Source organism: Anaerostipes hominis (ex Lee et al. 2021), from assembly GCF_002270485.1.
GTDB classification, from domain to species: domain Bacteria; phylum Bacillota; class Clostridia; order Lachnospirales; family Lachnospiraceae; genus Anaerostipes; species Anaerostipes hominis.
Genome location: NZ_NQOG01000004.1, coordinates 140576 through 157304, shown reverse-complemented (window position 1 = coordinate 157304; position 16729 = coordinate 140576). Strand labels below are relative to the sequence as shown.

The following is a 16729-nucleotide window of genomic DNA, read 5'->3' as shown; positions in this document are numbered from 1 at the left end:
TTAAAGGCAGGCGAAGTTCATAATTGAGCTTCGCCCTTTCTTTTGTAAAACTACAAAGAATTCTCTTTGAACGCATGAATTTTTGTTTGAGAAATACGTTCTTGATTCTTCTGATCTGCGGTCACTTTGGCTTTAGATAGTTTTGAAAGAACAGATGCCCTTGCTTTTGTTTTCATTTGTTCTGTTCCGGCTTTCTTTACGTCTGGTTGCAGGAGCTTGCCCTGGATTTTTTGGACAGTGTTTTGCATAGCATTTTTGATCTTGGCAATTACTCCGTCTAATCGTTTGACTGCATATTCACGCTCTTTCTTAGACGCTTTTCGTTCTGGAGAAAGTACCCAATTTTTTGATTCTTCCACCAATCGGATATCTTCCAGATAGGTTTCTTTTTTGACGGTAGCAGTAACAATTTCAACAGCTTTGTCATAAGTAATATCGGAGACCTCATCAATTAAAGTTTCTATGTCTTCAATTTTCATAGTCAACTCGTCAAGTTTTTCTTCTTGAAGTTTCAACTGTTCTTTCTGCTTGGCAAGAATAAAATCTTGCTTTTCCAGATATTTTCGCCCGCCGTATTCTGGTTCTTCTTCTAATTGGAGTCCATAATTTTTTGCAATATCAAAGAGCAATACACGACAGGCAGAATCAAATACCATTTTTCGATTATTGTTTCTTCCTGCTGGTTTTTCTGGATTGGGCAAATCAAATCCAAGCTGTTCTAATGCTTTTTCCTGTTGTGGAAACAATTCTCCATATTTATTTTCGCAATCGAATACATGGTGTTCATGGATGTGAGGTGTACTCTCATCCAAATGAAGTGCCCAGTCCAATATGTGAACGTGAGTGCCGAAGCGCTCGGTAATTTCAACCATAAAATCTGTAACTACTTGTAATAATATATCTGGTGAAACATGATTATCCAAATTACCAATCTGATAAATAGTTTCTTCTGGGCAAGTCTTTTTGTGTTTTAAGATATCTGATGTGGTACGGTTACGTTCTGGGTGACGATTTTTGATATTCCTAATATTTTGACCTTCGATAAATTCTCTATAATGATTAGAGTAATAAAGTTCTTCCACTTCTTCGAATGTATTTGCCAGTTCACATTCTTTTTCTTTGTCATAAAAAGTACGATATCCGTTGAAGCAGTCCCAGTAAATATTTCCTTTTGCTCGTTCTTTATTGATGTGTTCACTATTGTTAATATTAAAACTGCGGTCGTTGTGCTTGGGATTGTAAGCACCGTTTTTTCCGGCACGACCATTGTGCCTTGTTAATTTCATTTTGATGTTCCTCCATTCTTTGAAAAATTTCCCTGAAAGGGATTTAGACAGCGAAGCTGATTCCTTGTTGCTTTTTGCGTCAAGTAATATATAATATACCCAGTACTAAGTGGCGAAACGCCACTAAACTGGGCAAGGCGGCGCCCTTGACCTGCACAGGGGTATTGCATTCCCTGTACCCATGCACAAAGGCATTGCATTCCTCTGTACACCTGCACCGAAAGAACAGATTTCATCATAAAAATGACTCCATTCAGTTCTATCGGTTTATTCCAAATCATTCGCAGGATAATTTGGCATAAGAAAAGCCGATGCATTGGCTCTTCGCTCAAAATACATCGGCTGCTTCGTCTGACCTAAGTGGTCATATTCAGTTACAAATTTATGCTGATTATTTTTGTATCATTTTATGCCATCGATCATTGCCTTCAAGAAATCCGTAGGTTTCTTTATCCTGGAAGCAATTCAATAACTCTTGTTTTAATTGTTCCGAAAATGTATTGTTTGATTTTTTGAACACCATGTGTTCATATAGTGGGGAGTTCAAAAAACTGGTGATATCATTAAGGGAGGCAAGCATTGTTTCCATTGTGTCTAATACAGTATCGACATCTTGTTCGGTAGTTGCCAGATCCAGTTTACTGGATACTTCATGATATTTGCCCATTTCAAATAATTTTGCCAGTTCTTGCTGCTTGTTTGTAAATAAATGGGCTTTCTCATAATTTTGTTCTTCTAAACTGAGAGCATATAAACTGTTCAAAGTCATACTGAGAATTTGGTATTCAGAAAATAATATCTCTTCGTAGAGTTTATATGCTTCATCTCTTCGATTTGTTTTGCTATAAATAATTCCCTGTTTTAATTTACGCAGTGGATTTTGCATAGAATAATACTGTAAGTATTGTTCAGCAGTCTCGTATTGTCCATTTCTTGAATAATACCCAAAAAGAGAATCTGCGGCACTGGTGCGAAGAGTTTCTTCGTCACTTTCTAATGCTCGCTTGTAACATTTTAAGATATAGTCATCATAGTCCCTGGCATTTGGAATTTCTTTTATCAAACGCTGTGCATCAAGAATCGTTGCCAGTTGCAAAATCAACATCAAACAATTTGGATAAGATTCGATGATAGATTTCGCCCAACGGAAAACTTTATCATAAGCTTCAGTTTTCAGTTTTTGGTCTGCTTCCATGACAATCGAAGCAATTTCTTCTTTTGTCAGTTCTTCCTGGAAAGAAAGTAGTGTATCAAGAGATATCCCAAGTAGTCGTGCGATTGGTGCAAGCAACGTAATGTCTGGATACGAATTTTCATTCTCCCATTTATTCACAGCAGGCGTTGTTACACCCAAACGATTTGCCATTTCCTCTTGCGTCATACCTTTTTCTTTTCTATATTTTCGAATTGTTTTTCCTATCTGCATCGTTCAAGCCTCCTTAAAGTTTTAACACCGGCCGTTGTCTATAGTTCAATCATAACAAAGTCAAAAGAAAACAACAATTGAGCAGATGTTAATTAACAAGAAATAAATTTAACCAATATTCAATGCAGCAAGCGCAGTATGACAAAATGGCAAAAATGATACCATGCTACATCAATCGATTTTCCATGAGTCTCCATATCCAAGAATATCCATCTGCATTTTGTCATTTCTATCATTTCTGTCATTTTACGATAAAGATAAATCCATCTGTTCAAATGGATTCGCTATCGTATCGTCCATCGTTTCAAAATCTGATTCTTTCACAGAAGTATCTTTAAAATAATAAGCTCCATCAGAATAACGTTTAATCATATACCCTTTGTCAGCTATATATTCCCAGAATCGTGACTTGCCATGCGGTGTTCGTCCGTTATCCTCACAGTATTCTTCATACATCTTGTACACTTCACTACGTTTTATTTTCTCACCGAGTTTATGACAGAGCATATCATCGGTAAATGCTTTTACGCTGTCAGCGGAACGATAAAGATGTGCAATACATTCTTTACTGTGATCACTTTCAATAAAATGATTATCGGTGTATAACTGTTTCAATGCCAGCATTGCCATGTGGATGGCATAGTCAGATTCATTGCACATTTTTTCTTTTAGCTTAGAATCTTTTTCTTCTTCTGGAATCGTACGGTTAATATCTAGAACCAATAAACGGCGGTAGTAAGCGTTTGTTTTATCATCCAGATTCAAGGGCATTTTATTGGCTGAAAACAACAATTTTGCATTACTGTTAAATTGTGTCGGGTCTTGTCCTTTCTTTTCATAAAGTAGCGTATCTTCCCCAACTGCTTTCTTGATGATATCAACACTTTCCATAGCGGTGCTTGGAATATCCGCACAAGCATTTAATAACTTTCCAAACAATCCCGTAGGATAAAATCGCTGGTTCAAATTCTGTAGTGACATACTGGCATAATTACCAGAACCAACGATGTGTTGTATAAAAGAAATTGCAATGGATTTACCAGTTCCGCCTTTCCCTTTTATCATTAGAAATTTTTGAAAACGAGTATCGGTAGTCATACAATATCCAAGATACTGCCAGAAAGTCTGCTGATCGGTTTCATCTGAAATAGAAAAATCCAGATACTTGCGGATATGTGTTCCACCAGTAAGAACAGTTTCCGCTTGATCTGGATAAAAAGAAAAAGGTATTTGATTAATCATCAGATATTTCGTTTCATGTTCAATTAATTTCCACTCCATCACATCAAAATATCCATTCTGGAAATTGACCCAATGCGATGGCTGATTGTTAAGGTCTGTAAATCGTTTCTGTACCTGTGGCTGAGATACCAAAAGATTATAAATGCCCTGAATAGTAGTTGCTTTAATGCAATCACGATAGAGCAGCTTCTGAATATGGGATTTTAAGCGAATTCCATTAGCATCTTCGTGATAGCAGCCACTTTCATAGATATAAGGTGTATTTTCTAGCATAAAAAAAGGAACCGTCTGTATCAGATAATCTACAATCTCCATATCAAATACACCGATTCGCTTTCCTTGTTCGTTAAATCTATGAAATTTGTTTAAATCCGGTTGGTCTGTTCCTTGTCCTTCAAACCGCTTGATAAAATCCGATATAACTGCTTTTATCTGGAGCAAATGCTCTGGTTTGGCAAGGTATTCTTTGTCTTTAAATAGAATCCATCCCTTACGATAAGTGAGATAATTATTCTGGAAATATTGCTCCAGAGAATCATTCGTTTTCTTACTGGAACAGGCGGGAACGTAAATGTAGTCCATCTGATATGTTCCGGTATAGGCGATTTCATCCATATATTCGATGAAGCTGTCTATATCATGATAGCCTTGCTGTCCGTATAAAAGTGTAACAGCTGGATATTCCGCACTAAGAATTGCAAATGCGATATCCTGATTATCTACGAGAAACAGATATTTCTGTTCATTGGTTTCTGGTTTGGTTTTCATATAGTGTTCTAAAAAGTTTTTATTCAATGTAAATTCCTCCTAATGTAGAAAAGTCGCTCCAATCAAGGAACGCCTTTCGATAAAAGTCTTATAAAATTGTTACATGATGGCTGAATGTAAGGCTTTTGCCTTAGTCAAACCATCAATCCAGTTACATATAATAACGATAGATTCAAGATTTACATTGATTAGTGAACAACACCCTTTCGTCCGCCAATTACTTCTTTGCCCTTGATATCGTTCCATGAGAAGTTTTTGATCTTTTTTCTGGAAACGAGGAAGTTGCCTGCGCGCTGGGTCAGCTGCGCAAAGTTGACGGCATAGTCCTGGTTTCCTTCGTTGTACTGATAGATGCTGGCTTCCGGCCCCATGAAGCCTATGTCTGCATTCCCGGAGATCAGAGCGGTCATGCTCTTATCTGCACCGAATCCTGTATCAACCTTCAGGTCAATGCCCTCATCCTTGAAATATCCTTTTTCAATGGCTACATACTGGGGAGCGTAGAAGACAGAGTGGGTAACTTCGTTTAAGGTGACCTTGGTGAGCTTTTTTGTCTCTCCTTCGGATTTAGATGTTCCGCATCCGGACAAAACGCCCAGAGCCAGTACAGAAGTCAGGAACACGGCAGCAAGTTTTTTTGCTTTCATAAAAACTCCTAAAAAATACTTTATTTCATAGAGTATGCACAGCGGAAAAATCGGTGCAAATCTTCTTTACTTTAACGCGCTGATGTTGTATATTAAAACTAATCAAGCATCGAAATTTCGAAGCAGGAAAAGGAGCAGCATATTATGAGCAAAAAGATTAAAACGGAAGCCGCTAAACGGCTGTTTCAGGCGATTCTTACGTTGGAGACAGAGGAAGAGTGTTTTACTTTCTTTGAAGATTTATGTACGGTGAACGAACTGGAATCCCTGGCGCAGCGTTTTGAAGTGGCTTCTATGCTCAGGGAAAAGCATACGTATCTGGAAGTGGCAGAGAAGACGGGCGCATCCACGGCTACGATCAGCAGGGTCAACCGTTCTTTAAACTACGGAAGCGACGGATATGATTTGGTATTTAACAGAATGAAGAAATAGGCTTTCGTCTATTTCTTCATTTTTTTCTCTTTTTTTCTTTTTCTGGATTGTCAGTATAGAAATTGTCGATCATTTTCTCAATCAGCTGTTTTTTAGCATAAATATCATAGCACAAAAGTGTGATGAAGGAAAAATGCTGAAGCAGATCCCTGTCCTTTTCGTCCTCCACGAAAGCAAAAGATTCCCTGGCCTTTTTCAGGTCATCCGCCACAGATTCCGCGATTACCGGTTTCTGTCTGTGTTCCAGCTGATAAATCTCCTCATAGATATCGAAAAACGACAGTTCCCTGTCATCGTCATAAAAGTGATTTTTCAGCGGGGCCAGAAGAGACTTGATGTCTGAGATAGACATGAAGTTTTTCAGGTAATAGATATAGATTAAAAGAATCATATGATTTCTGGAGTATTTCTTTTTGCTGGAAGGCGGCAGCAGATCATTTTTTGAATAATTATTGATCATTGTTTTGGTAAAGATCTTATCTCCCTTAAACCGTGTGGAATTTTTTAGTTCTGTGTCCATAAAGGTCGTGATCTGGTCCATATAAAGGTCGATATTTGGAATATCTTCCGGTAGAATATAGTCTAATTCCAGCCACTTTGAAAGTTTTTCTTTTAAATCATCCATACATCGTCCTCCTTGATTGCATGATAACTACATTATACGGTTTATTAAACTATATGACAAGTCTCTGATATGACATTTTCCGCAGAATTTCTGTTCCGGAGGCGGGGTGTAAAAACTCAGGCACATTTATCGCTTCTTTGTTTTGACCGGATGTAGTATAATAGTAGTTAGTCTTACCGGAAAGGAAGGTTAAACAGAAGTAGAACAGAAGCAAGAAAGGATATTACATATGAGCATATATGATACATTGAATGAACAGCAGCGGGAAGCCGTATTTTGTACGGAAGGGCCTCTGCTTCTGCTGGCCGGCGCAGGCTCAGGCAAGACAAGGGTCCTGACCCACAGGATCGCCTATCTGATCGAACAGGGAGTCAATCCCTACCACATCATGGCGATAACATTTACCAATAAAGCAGCCAGAGAGATGAGAGAGCGTGTGGATGCCCTGGTGGGTTCCGGAGCGGAACATATATGGGTCAGCACGTTTCATTCTACCTGTGTCCGCATATTGAGGAGACATATCGACAAGCTTGGCTATGACAACAGTTTTACCATTTATGACAGCGATGACCAGAAGTCTTTGATCCGGGGCATCTGCAAGCAGTTCAGGGTGGACACAAAAAGTCTGCCGGAGCGTGCCGTGATGAATGCAATCTCCTCAGCGAAAGATGAGTTTATGACACCGGGAGAATACGAGACCCGGTATAATTTTGATTTTAAGAAAAAGAAAATTGCAGAAATCTATAAGGAATACCAAAAACAGCTGAAGGCCAACAATGCCTTGGACTTTGACGATCTTTTATTTAAAACAGTAGAGCTGTTTCAGTTTCACCCTGAAGTTTTGGACTATTATCAGGAACGCTTCCGCTATATCATGGTGGATGAGTACCAGGATACAAATACCATCCAGTTTCAGCTCATCAGCATGCTGGCAAGGAAGTATCAGAATCTCTGTGTCGTAGGCGATGACGATCAGTCCATCTACAAATTCCGGGGTGCTAATATCAAAAATATTTTAAACTTTGAAGGAGTATTTCAGGATGCCGAAGTAATCAAATTGGAACAGAATTACCGCTCCACGAAGAATATCCTGAATGCCGCCAATGAAGTCATCAAAAACAATAAGGGCCGGAAAGAAAAAGCCCTTTGGACAGAAAATGACGACGGAGATTCGATTGTATTTCACCAATATGGGACAGAATATGAAGAGGCGGGACAGATCGTCGAAGAGATCGGCCGCCTGGCAAAGGATGGTGTGAACTATAAAAATATCGCGATTCTTTACCGGACCAATGCACAGTCCCGTATTTTTGAAGAGAAATTTATGATTAAAAATATTCCTTACCGGATCGTGGGCGGAATGAATTTCTATCAGAGAAAAGAAGTAAAGGACGTGATCTGTTATCTGAAGGCTGTGGACAACGGCCTTGACGATCTGGCAGTGAAAAGGATCATCAATGTTCCCCGGAGAGGGATCGGCGCGACGACCATCGACAAGGTTCAGACCTATGCGATCGAGCAGAATATAGGGTTTTTGGATGCCTGCTTTGAGGCAAGACAGATAGAATCCCTTGCCAATGCAAAGAGAAAAATCGAAAAGTTTTCAGAACTCATTGCGGATTTCAGGGAACAGGCACAGAAGGGAAGCCTGGAAGACCTGTTTCACTATATTTTGAAGCAGACAGGGTATGTAACCGGACTTGAGGCCGAGGGAACGGAAGAGGCCCTGGTCAGAATAGAAAATATCAATGAACTTCTGAATAAAATCGTTGCATATGAAGAGGCTGCGGAGGACCCTACACTTTCGGGTCTCCTCGAGGAAATCGCTCTGGTAGCAGACATCGACAGCCTGGAAGATTCAGACAACAGGGTCGTCCTCATGACACTCCACAGTGCAAAGGGGCTGGAGTTCCCATATGTATTTATGAGCGGAATGGAGGACGGGATTTTCCCGAGTTATATGACCATTATCTCTGAAGACCAGGAAGAACTGGAGGAGGAGCGGAGGCTTTGTTATGTGGGAATTACCAGAGCCAAAGAACGCCTTTATCTGAGTGCCGCAAAGCGCAGGATGATGCAGGGAAGAACTCAGTTTAACAAGGTGTCCCGTTTCATCGATGAGATCCCTCAGGAGCTTTTAAAGCTGGATTACGGCGTTAATCTAAATGACAAGCGTCCGGATCATGATATTTTTTCATCCAACCGAAGGACTCAGTTCCGAAAACCGTTCCAAAAACATCAATTTGCAGAACCAAAGGCAGAGTCGCTTTCTTATGGCGCAGGCGACCGTGTGAGCCATATCAAATTCGGCCAGGGTACCGTCATGGAAATTGTCTCCGGAGGCCGGGATTATGAGGTTACGGTAGACTTTGATAAACACGGTGTAAAAAAGATGTTTGCTTCCTTTGCAAAATTAAAGAAAACCGAGCAAAATTAGAAAAAAGATTAGTAATGAAACGGGATAAGTGATATAATAAAAAAAACACATAAGAAAGGGTGAATGACATGAAAAGTTTTGACGATTTACTAAGCGCAGCAAAAGTATCAGACATTATGCACAAGAAAGACAAAGAAGATAATAAAATTGTCTGGGCTCTGGCAATCATCGGTGCAATCGCGGCAGTGGCAGGGATTGCTTATGCGGTTTACAAGTATTTGACTCCAGATTATATGGAAGACTTTGACGATGATTTCGATGACGATTTTGATGATGATTTCTTTGAAGATGAAGATGATATAAAGTTATCTGCAAAAGAGGAAGAAGAATAAAATTTACAGAGGGCATCTCAGCTGTGGGATGCCTTCTTTTTTGTTGTTCAGGAAAAAAGTTGTAAAGTTATTCAAAGTGTGAGGATTGAGCAGATGAGGCGGTCTGACTGCTTCGTATCCGAAAAATGAAATTTAGGGGGGCAGAAGCGTTATTTGAAACTTCATAATATAAAACTTTTTTTAAAAAGTATGTATAAAACTGTGGAAGAATATGCCACAAAGCGCGCAGTTATGCGGTTTAGCCCAGTTTTAAAAAAATATAAAAAAGATGTTGACTTTTGCGCGCCTGTCCAGTATAATAAATCTTGCTTGTGAGAAAGAGGGCAGCCAAACAACAGCAGTTTTGGAAAGTCTTTCAAGAAGGAATTACATATCGGGGTGTGGCTCAGCTTGGCTAGAGCGCTTGATTTGGGATCAAGAGGTCGCAGGTTCGAATCCTGTCACCCCGACTTTGCGGGTGTAGTTCAATGGTAGAACTCCAGCCTTCCAAGCTGATCACGTGGGTTCGATTCCCATCACCCGCTTCCACTTTGCGAAGCAAAGTAAAGATATTTATGCATATGAGTCTGTAGCTCAGCTGGATAGAGCAACGGCCTTCTAAGCCGTAGGTCATGGGTTCGAATCCCCTCAGGCTCGTTTTTATTTCGCTCGTTTGAAATAATAGTTTTATAGTTTATGTTTATGGTGGGTATAGCGCAGTTGGTTAGCGCGCCAGATTGTGGCTCTGGAGGCCGTGGGTTCGAATCCCATTACCCACCCTTTTTGTTTTATCAATACAGGACTACTGGATTTCCTGAAAGATAATGGGCTATCGCCAAGCGGTAAGGCACAGCACTTTGACTGCTGCATTCGCTGGTTCGAATCCAGCTAGCCCAGTACGGGTGTGTAGCTCAGGTGGTAGAGCACTTGACTTTTAATCAAGTTGTCCGGGGTTCGAATCCCCGCACGCTCACTTAGTCATCTATCATTTATAGTATAGATGGCATTTTTTATGCGGATGTGGCGGAACTGGCAGACGCGCTAGACTTAGGATCTAGTTCTTCGGAGTGCAGGTTCGATTCCTGTCATCCGCATTCATTTATTTTTATAGGTTGAGGAAGAATAGAACGGTACATTTGGATGGAATGTACCGTTCTGTTTTTGTTTCATAGGAAAGCTCTACGACCTTCCCTATGAAATAAAAATGCTCCGCGGGTTGTGCACAGATGCGTAAGAAAATCATTTGCCTTTGGCAAATCGCATCTGGCACGAAAAAGTTGTCAGGCCCCTCAAAGAGTGAGGTCCAGGGGACAAAGCCGTGTCAGAGGTGCTTATGAATATACGTTTGCATGCTTTAGCCGGTATTTGAGAAAAATCAGATTATTATAATTGATTATTGAATTATCAGTTTTAAAAGCATTGCATACACTAAGAATCAGAAGACAATAAAACGGGCAGGAACCGGGAAAATCGAGGTCAGAAAAATGAACTTCTTTTAATAAGAAGAAATCGAAAAATCTGACCTCTTTTTTGTGGAGAACAAAAGGGTAGTATGAATTGTACAAATACTAACATAGGATTCTTGAAAATATTAGATAAAACATATAATAATAATTGGTAGAACCAAAGAAAATTTTATTTCAAGAGGAAAATAAGTGATTTTTCTTGAAAAAAAGCATAAAAAAAAGGGTAATTTTTAGAATTGACAAAGTAATATAGGAGTATTATACTCACTACAAATTTAGGAAAGGAGGAGCAGTCGATGAGTTTATCGGAGAAATTGATGGAAGAGCTTGTGAGCAAGACAGCGTTCACCATTCCTCTCTTCGGCGGGATTCCGGTGCAGGAATCGGTTGTAGTCACATGGGGTATTATGGCTTTTGTCATCCTGCTGTGTCTGATCTTCGTGAGAAATTTAAAGCTTGTCCCTACAAGAAAGCAGGCCTGTATTGAGACTGCGGTGGGAGGAGTATATCGGTTTTTCCACGGGATTCTGGGAGACGAGGGAAAAGGCTATATCCCGTATCTTGCGACAGTCGGAATCTATCTCGGCCTTTCCAATCTGAGCGGTTTGGTCGGACTGACACCGCCTACGAAGGACATCAACGTAACAGCAGGGCTGGCGGTCATGAGCATCGTGCTGATAGAATATTCGGGGATCAGGAAAAAGGGCTTTAAGGGGTTCATAAAGAGCTTTACCGAGCCGGTTCCGTTTATCGCACCGCTTAACGTGCTGGAAGTCTTTATAAGGCCTCTGTCGCTGTGTATGCGGCTCTTCGGAAATATTCTGGGCGGATTCGTCATAATGGAACTCTTAAAGATTGTAGCGCCGATTCTGGTGCCGATCCCGTTCAGTTTTTATTTTGACGTATTTGATGGACTGATTCAAATGTATGTGTTTGTTTTCCTGACGGCCATCTTTATGAAAGAGCTTATGGATTAGAATAACAGAAACAATAAATTATAGTATAAGGAGATGTAGATTATGTCATTAGTAGCATTAGGAGCAGGTATTGCAGTATTATCAGGTATTGGAGCAGGTATAGGTATCGGAATCGCCACATCAGGTGCAACAGATGCGATCGCAAGACAGCCGGAGGCAACCGGGGAGATTAATAAGACACTGCTGCTTGGATGTGCGCTTGCAGAATCAACGGCAATCTATGGCCTGGTTGTTGCAATCATTATCATGTTTGTACTTTAAATAAAGCTTGGAGGCGGTATAGGTGTTAACATTTAATTCAGGGCTCCTGTGGACGTTCGTGAACCTTATTGTGTTTTTTATTATCTTAAAAAAGCTTCTTTTTCAGCCTGTTATGGGCATGATTGAGAAAAGGGAACAGATGATCAGCGGACAGATAGAGGATGCGGAACAAAAAAATACCCAGGCCGGGCTGCTGAAAGAAAGATACGAGGCCGAGCTTAAAAATGCCAATCAGGAGGCGGCCAGGATCGTAAAGACAGCCAAGGAGCGGGGCAAAGAAGAATATGAGAAGATTTTAAGAGATGCCGATGCGGAGGCGTCCAAAATAATTGCGGACGCAAGAAAAACCATTGAGACAGAGCGGGAAAAAGCAGTACAGGGAATACAGAATGAAATTGCCCAGGTGGCGATCGCGGCGGCTTCCAAAGTAATTCAGGAGAACGTTGACCAGGCATCCAATGAAAAAATACTGGATGACTTTTTGAGAGAAGCGGGTGCAGGCCAATGAATGAGCTGACAGATAATTATGCAAAAGCATTATTTGACTTAACGATTCCTGAAGAGTACATCCATGAGACGAAAAGGATCTGCAGTGAGTGCCCGGAATTCGTGAAAGCACTGGCAAGTCCGGTAGTCACAAAAAAAGAAAAACATGCGGTCATTGACAGAGTGATCCCAGGGCCGGTGCAGAGCTTTTTTAAGGTCGTCACAGACAATGGTGAGGCAGACAGCATCTTTGAGATATTTGCTTCACATGATGAATTAGTTTTAAGAAAAAATAAAGTAGTCAAGGCAGTCTTTGCTTATGTCACCAAACCGGATGACAGGAGAATTGAAGGCATAAAAAATATGATCTGCCAAAAATATCATAAAACAGGCGTTAATCTGCAGCTGAAAGAAGACCCGTCATTGATCGGCGGATTCATTCTGACTGTGGGTGATGATGTATATGACAGAAGTGTGAAGGCTTCCATTACAAAATTACAAAACAGCCTTGTGCGGAGGTGAAACAGTTGGGCAATATAAATCCGGAAGGAATTATTTCCGTTTTAAAAAGTGAGATAGAAGATTATGAAAATAAGATCGAGGTGCAGGAGGAAGGAACAGTCATCCAGGTAGGCGACGGTATTGCGGCCGTGCATGGTTTAAATCATGCGATGTACGGGGAACTGGTAGAGTTTGAGAACGGTACCAGAGGTATTGTGCAGAATCTGGAAATGAAGACCATCGGCTGTGTGCTGTTGGGAAGTGATCACGGGCTGATCGAAGGCTCCAAAGTCGTTAGAAGCGGCAAGCGTGCCGGAGTACCGGTCGGGGACGCTTTGGTCGGGCGCGTGGTCAATGCGCTGGGCGCTCCCATTGATGGTAACGGACCGATCAGGACTGACGCGTATCTCCCGATTGAGAGAGAAGCGGCGGGAGTCATCGACAGAAAATCCGTAGACGTTCCGCTGGAGACAGGAATCCTTGCCATTGACGCGATGTTTCCGATCGGACGGGGACAGAGAGAGCTGATCATCGGCGACCGTCAGACCGGCAAAACGTCCATCGCTGTGGACACAATTTTGAACCAGAAGGGCAAAGACGTCATCTGTGTGTATGTAGCCATCGGGCAGAAAGCATCCACTCTGGCTAAAATTGTTTCCACACTGAAGAAGCACGACGCCATGGACTATTCAATCGTCGTATCCGCATCGGCAAGCGATGTGGCTCCGGTTCAGTATATCGCGCCGTATTCCGGCACGGCCATGGCAGAGTATTTCATGGACAAAGGAAAAGACGTTTTGATAGTCTATGATGACCTGTCAAAACATGCGGTGGCTTACCGTGCCATGTCTCTGCTCTTACAGAGGCCGCCGGGACGGGAAGCATATCCCGGAGATGTATTCTACCTGCATTCAAGGCTGCTTGAGCGTTCATGCAGACTGAATGAAGAACACGGAGGAGGGTCTATCACGGCGCTGCCGATCATTGAGACTCTGGCGGGCGATGTATCCGCCTATATTCCTACCAATGTCATTTCCATCACAGACGGACAGATATTCTTAGAGAGTGATCTGTTCTTCTCCGGCATCCGGCCGGCAGTCAATGTGGGTCTGTCTGTTTCTCGTGTAGGAGGGGCGGCACAGACAAAAGCCATGAAAAAAGTTTCGGGAAGTCTGAGAATCGACCTGGCTCAGTTCCGGGAGATGGAGGTCTTTACCCAGTTCAGTTCGGATCTGGACCCGCAGACCAAGGAACTCCTTGATCATGGAAACAGGCTTGTGGAATTATTGAAACAGCCGCTTTATCATCCGATGAGCCTGCACAAACAGGTCATTCTCTTATGTGCGGCCAATAACCGTCTGCTCATGGATGTTCCGACAGAAGATGTCAAAGCCTTTACGGAAGATCTGGTATCCTTCTTTGAGGCAAAATACGGGGAACTGGCCAGTGAGATCGACGAGAAGAAGGTATTGACAGATGAGATGGCAGAGAAGATCGTTCAAGCAGTAAAAGAATTTAAAAAGTAGGTGAGCATACATGGCAAATATGACAGAAATCCGCTCTAGAATGAAGAGTATTCAGGAGACCATGAAGATCACCAACGCAATGTATCTGATCTCTTCCACAAAGCTTCGGAAGGCAAGGGAAAAGCTGGACGCCACGGCTCCGTATTTTGAACTGCTCCAGTCGACGATCAAAGATATTCTGTTTCATTCGCCGGACATTAACCATACCTTTTTTGACCAGAGAAAAAAGATTAAGCCGGAGGATAAAAAGCGGGGATATGTGGTCATGACGGCTGATAAGGGGATGGCGGGAGCCTATAACCACAATGTGCTGAAGCTTGCACAGGAGCGCCTGGCACAGGGAAATGATAATACCCTGTTTGTCATCGGCCAGATGGGAAGGAAGTATTTTACGAAGAAGAATGTCAGGATTGACATGGAGTTTCTCTATACCGCCCAGGACCCCAGCATGTGGCGTGCCAGAAATATTGCGGAAACATTGGTCGATCTTTACAGGAAGGAAAAGCTGGATGAGATCTATATTATTTATACAAAGATGGTAACGCCTTTAAAGGCAGAGCCTGAGATTATCCAGATCCTGCCGCTGAAACGGCAGAGCTTTGAGGAAATGAATGTGGAACTCGAAAAGTATCACAAGATTGCCGACTATTCTCCGTCTCCAAAAGTGGTCATGGATCATTTGGTGCCCAACTATGTAAAGGGCCTGATCTATGGAGCTCTGGTAGAGTCATTTTCCAGCGAGCAGAATGCGCGTATGATGGCGATGCAGGGGGCCACGGAAAGTGCAAAAGACATGATCAGGGAGCTGTCACTATTGTATAACCGTGCAAGACAGGCGGCAATCACCCAGGAGATTACAGAGATTGTAAGCGGCGCGAAAGCGTTTCAAAAGAAATAATAATTGATTTAGATATAGAAAGAATTGTGGTGAAGATATGGAAAAGGGAAAAATCGTACAGGTTTTAGGTCCGGTCGTGGACGTGGAATTTGACGGCGGGTATCTTCCGCTGATCAAAGATGCGCTGACGGTAGAACTGAACGGCAAAAAACTTGTCATGGAAGCTGCCCAGCATATGGGGAACAATATTGTCCGCTGTATCCTGCTCGCATCCAGCGAAGGGCTGTCAAAAGATATGGAGGTGACAGCTACAGGAGCAGGAATTACGGTTCCGGTAGGCAGACAGACACTGGGCAGGATGTTCAATGTGCTGGGGCAGAATATTGACGGAAAAGAGCAGGTCGAAGGGGAAGAGCAGTGGGTCATCCACAGGGACCCTCCTACTTTTGAGGAACAGAGCCCGGTCGTGGAGATCCTGGAGACAGGAATTAAAGTCATCGACCTTCTGGCGCCTTATGCCAAGGGCGGTAAAGTCGGACTGTTCGGCGGTGCCGGAGTGGGCAAAACGGTGCTGATCCAGGAGCTGATCCACAACATCGCCACTGAACACGGCGGATATTCTATTTTTACCGGCGTGGGAGAGCGTTCCAGAGAGGGAAATGACCTGTGGACAGAGATGAATGAATCCGGGGTCATCGACAAGACAGCCCTGGTGTTCGGACAGATGAACGAACCGCCGGGAGCCCGCATGAGAGTGGCACAGACCGGTCTTACGATGGCAGAGTATTTCAGAGACAGGGAACATCAAAATGTGCTGCTGTTCATCGATAATATTTTCCGTTACGTGCAGGCAGGCTCCGAGGTATCCGCACTGCTGGGCCGTATGCCTTCTGCCGTCGGCTACCAGCCGACGCTGGCCAATGAAGTTGGAGAGCTTCAGGAGAGGATCACGTCCACGAAAAATGGATCGATCACTTCTGTGCAGGCCGTCTATGTGCCTGCGGATGATTTGACGGACCCGGCCCCGGCAACGACCTTTGCCCATCTGGACGCCACCACGGTGCTTTCCAGAAAGATTGTAGAACAGGGAATCTATCCTGCGGTAGATCCGCTGGAATCCACATCCAGAATTCTGGAAGCGGAAGTGGTTGGGGAGGAACATTACGAGGTGGCAATGCAGGTTCAGGAGCTTCTTCAGAAGTATAAAGAGCTTCAGGATATCATCTCTATCCTGGGAATGGAGGAACTGGATGAAGATGATAAACTCGCGGTTTACCGTGCCCGAAAGATCCAGAAATTCCTTTCACAGCCGTTTCATGTGGCAGAGAATTTTACCGGCATGAAGGGCAAATATGTGCCGGTGAGCGAGACCATCCGTGGATTTAAAGCCATTATAAGCGGAGAGCTGGACGAATATCCGGAAAATGCATTCTTTATGGTGGGAACAATCGATGAAGTCATTGAGAAGGCAAAGAGCGAAACGGCCAAGGAAGCGTAAGA

General features: G+C 42.6%; 15 protein-coding genes and 7 tRNA genes. 17 read left to right on the top strand and 5 right to left on the bottom strand.

All coding sequences use genetic code 11. The annotated features are described in order from the left end of the window. Positions 1–50 precede the first annotated feature (50 nt). The 4 genes from CI597_RS06215 to CI597_RS06195 all read right to left on the bottom strand — a co-directional run bounded on the left by CI597_RS06215 (position 51) and on the right by CI597_RS06195 (position 5369). Complete coding sequence (locus tag CI597_RS06215) at positions 51–1286, bottom strand: hypothetical protein (protein ID WP_024726971.1); 1236 nt, start codon at positions 1284–1286, stop codon at positions 51–53. 391 nt (positions 1287–1677) lie between these two features. Next, positions 1678–2712 carry a helix-turn-helix domain-containing protein gene (locus CI597_RS06205; protein WP_024726973.1) on the bottom strand — a complete coding sequence of 345 codons (1035 nt, stop codon included), beginning with the start codon at positions 2710–2712 and terminating at the stop codon, positions 1678–1680. Between the two features lie 246 nt (positions 2713–2958). Continuing rightward, positions 2959–4749, bottom strand: a complete 1791-nt coding sequence (locus CI597_RS06200) for a DNA primase family protein (RefSeq protein ID WP_235824561.1) — start codon at positions 4747–4749, stop codon at positions 2959–2961. Between the two features lie 161 nt (positions 4750–4910). Next, positions 4911–5369, bottom strand: coding sequence for an ABC transporter substrate-binding protein (locus CI597_RS06195; RefSeq protein WP_081723797.1), 459 nt, complete (start codon positions 5367–5369; stop codon positions 4911–4913). Between the two features lie 144 nt (positions 5370–5513). On the opposite strand from CI597_RS06195, the gene CI597_RS06190 reads away from it, so the two are divergent. Beyond that, positions 5514–5801, top strand: coding sequence for a YerC/YecD family TrpR-related protein (locus tag CI597_RS06190; protein WP_006568955.1), 288 nt, complete (start codon positions 5514–5516; stop codon positions 5799–5801). 16 nt (positions 5802–5817) lie between these two features. Here CI597_RS06190 and CI597_RS06185 read toward each other — a convergent pair whose 3' ends face one another. Next, positions 5818–6426 carry a DUF1836 domain-containing protein gene (locus tag CI597_RS06185; protein ID WP_024726975.1) on the bottom strand — a complete coding sequence of 203 codons (609 nt, stop codon included), beginning with the start codon at positions 6424–6426 and terminating at the stop codon, positions 5818–5820. A 229-nt stretch (positions 6427–6655) separates the two neighbouring features. Between CI597_RS06185 and pcrA the strand changes: the two genes are divergently transcribed. The 16 genes from pcrA to atpD all read left to right on the top strand — a co-directional run bounded on the left by pcrA (position 6656) and on the right by atpD (position 16727). Then, the gene (gene pcrA / locus CI597_RS06180) at positions 6656–8863 is read left to right on the top strand and encodes a DNA helicase PcrA (RefSeq protein WP_024726976.1); all 2208 of its coding nucleotides are present in this window, start codon (positions 6656–6658) and stop codon (positions 8861–8863) included. A gap of 68 nt (positions 8864–8931) precedes the next feature. Beyond that, a complete protein-coding gene (locus CI597_RS06175; RefSeq protein ID WP_095142895.1) occupies positions 8932–9195 on the top strand; it encodes a DUF4366 domain-containing protein in 264 nt (87 codons plus the stop codon). A gap of 374 nt (positions 9196–9569) precedes the next feature. Further along, positions 9570–9644: transfer RNA gene (locus CI597_RS06170), tRNA-Pro, on the top strand. A 4-nt stretch (positions 9645–9648) separates the two neighbouring features. Then, a tRNA-Gly gene (locus CI597_RS06165) sits at positions 9649–9719 on the top strand. Between the two features lie 38 nt (positions 9720–9757). Further along, positions 9758–9831, top strand: a tRNA-Arg gene (locus tag CI597_RS06160). Positions 9832–9879: 48 nt separating this feature from the next. Further along, a tRNA-His gene (locus CI597_RS06155) sits at positions 9880–9953 on the top strand. Between the two features lie 46 nt (positions 9954–9999). Next, positions 10000–10071, top strand: a tRNA-Gln gene (locus CI597_RS06150). A 3-nt stretch (positions 10072–10074) separates the two neighbouring features. Then, positions 10075–10147 (top strand) — tRNA-Lys (locus CI597_RS06145). A gap of 41 nt (positions 10148–10188) precedes the next feature. After that, positions 10189–10268, top strand: a tRNA-Leu gene (locus CI597_RS06140). Positions 10269–10936: 668 nt separating this feature from the next. Then, complete coding sequence (locus CI597_RS06135; protein ID WP_024726978.1) at positions 10937–11617, top strand: F0F1 ATP synthase subunit A; 681 nt, start codon at positions 10937–10939, stop codon at positions 11615–11617. A gap of 42 nt (positions 11618–11659) precedes the next feature. Beyond that, the gene (gene atpE, locus CI597_RS06130) at positions 11660–11878 is read left to right on the top strand and encodes an ATP synthase F0 subunit C (protein WP_006568949.1); all 219 of its coding nucleotides are present in this window, start codon (positions 11660–11662) and stop codon (positions 11876–11878) included. Positions 11879–11900: 22 nt separating this feature from the next. After that, complete coding sequence (gene atpF / locus CI597_RS06125) at positions 11901–12386, top strand: F0F1 ATP synthase subunit B (protein WP_024726980.1); 486 nt, start codon at positions 11901–11903, stop codon at positions 12384–12386. Next, the gene (gene atpH / locus CI597_RS06120) at positions 12383–12886 is read left to right on the top strand and encodes an ATP synthase F1 subunit delta (RefSeq protein WP_024726981.1); all 504 of its coding nucleotides are present in this window, start codon (positions 12383–12385) and stop codon (positions 12884–12886) included. Before atpF ends, atpH begins: the two co-directional genes overlap by 4 nt. A 5-nt stretch (positions 12887–12891) precedes the next feature. After that, entirely contained in the window at positions 12892–14391 is a 1500-nt protein-coding gene (atpA, locus tag CI597_RS06115) for a F0F1 ATP synthase subunit alpha (RefSeq protein ID WP_024726982.1), read from the top strand. 10 nt (positions 14392–14401) lie between these two features. Further along, the gene (atpG, locus tag CI597_RS06110; protein ID WP_006568945.1) at positions 14402–15289 is read left to right on the top strand and encodes an ATP synthase F1 subunit gamma; all 888 of its coding nucleotides are present in this window, start codon (positions 14402–14404) and stop codon (positions 15287–15289) included. Between the two features lie 37 nt (positions 15290–15326). Continuing rightward, positions 15327–16727 carry a F0F1 ATP synthase subunit beta gene (gene atpD, locus CI597_RS06105; RefSeq protein WP_024726983.1) on the top strand — a complete coding sequence of 467 codons (1401 nt, stop codon included), beginning with the start codon at positions 15327–15329 and terminating at the stop codon, positions 16725–16727. Positions 16728–16729 lie beyond the last annotated feature (2 nt).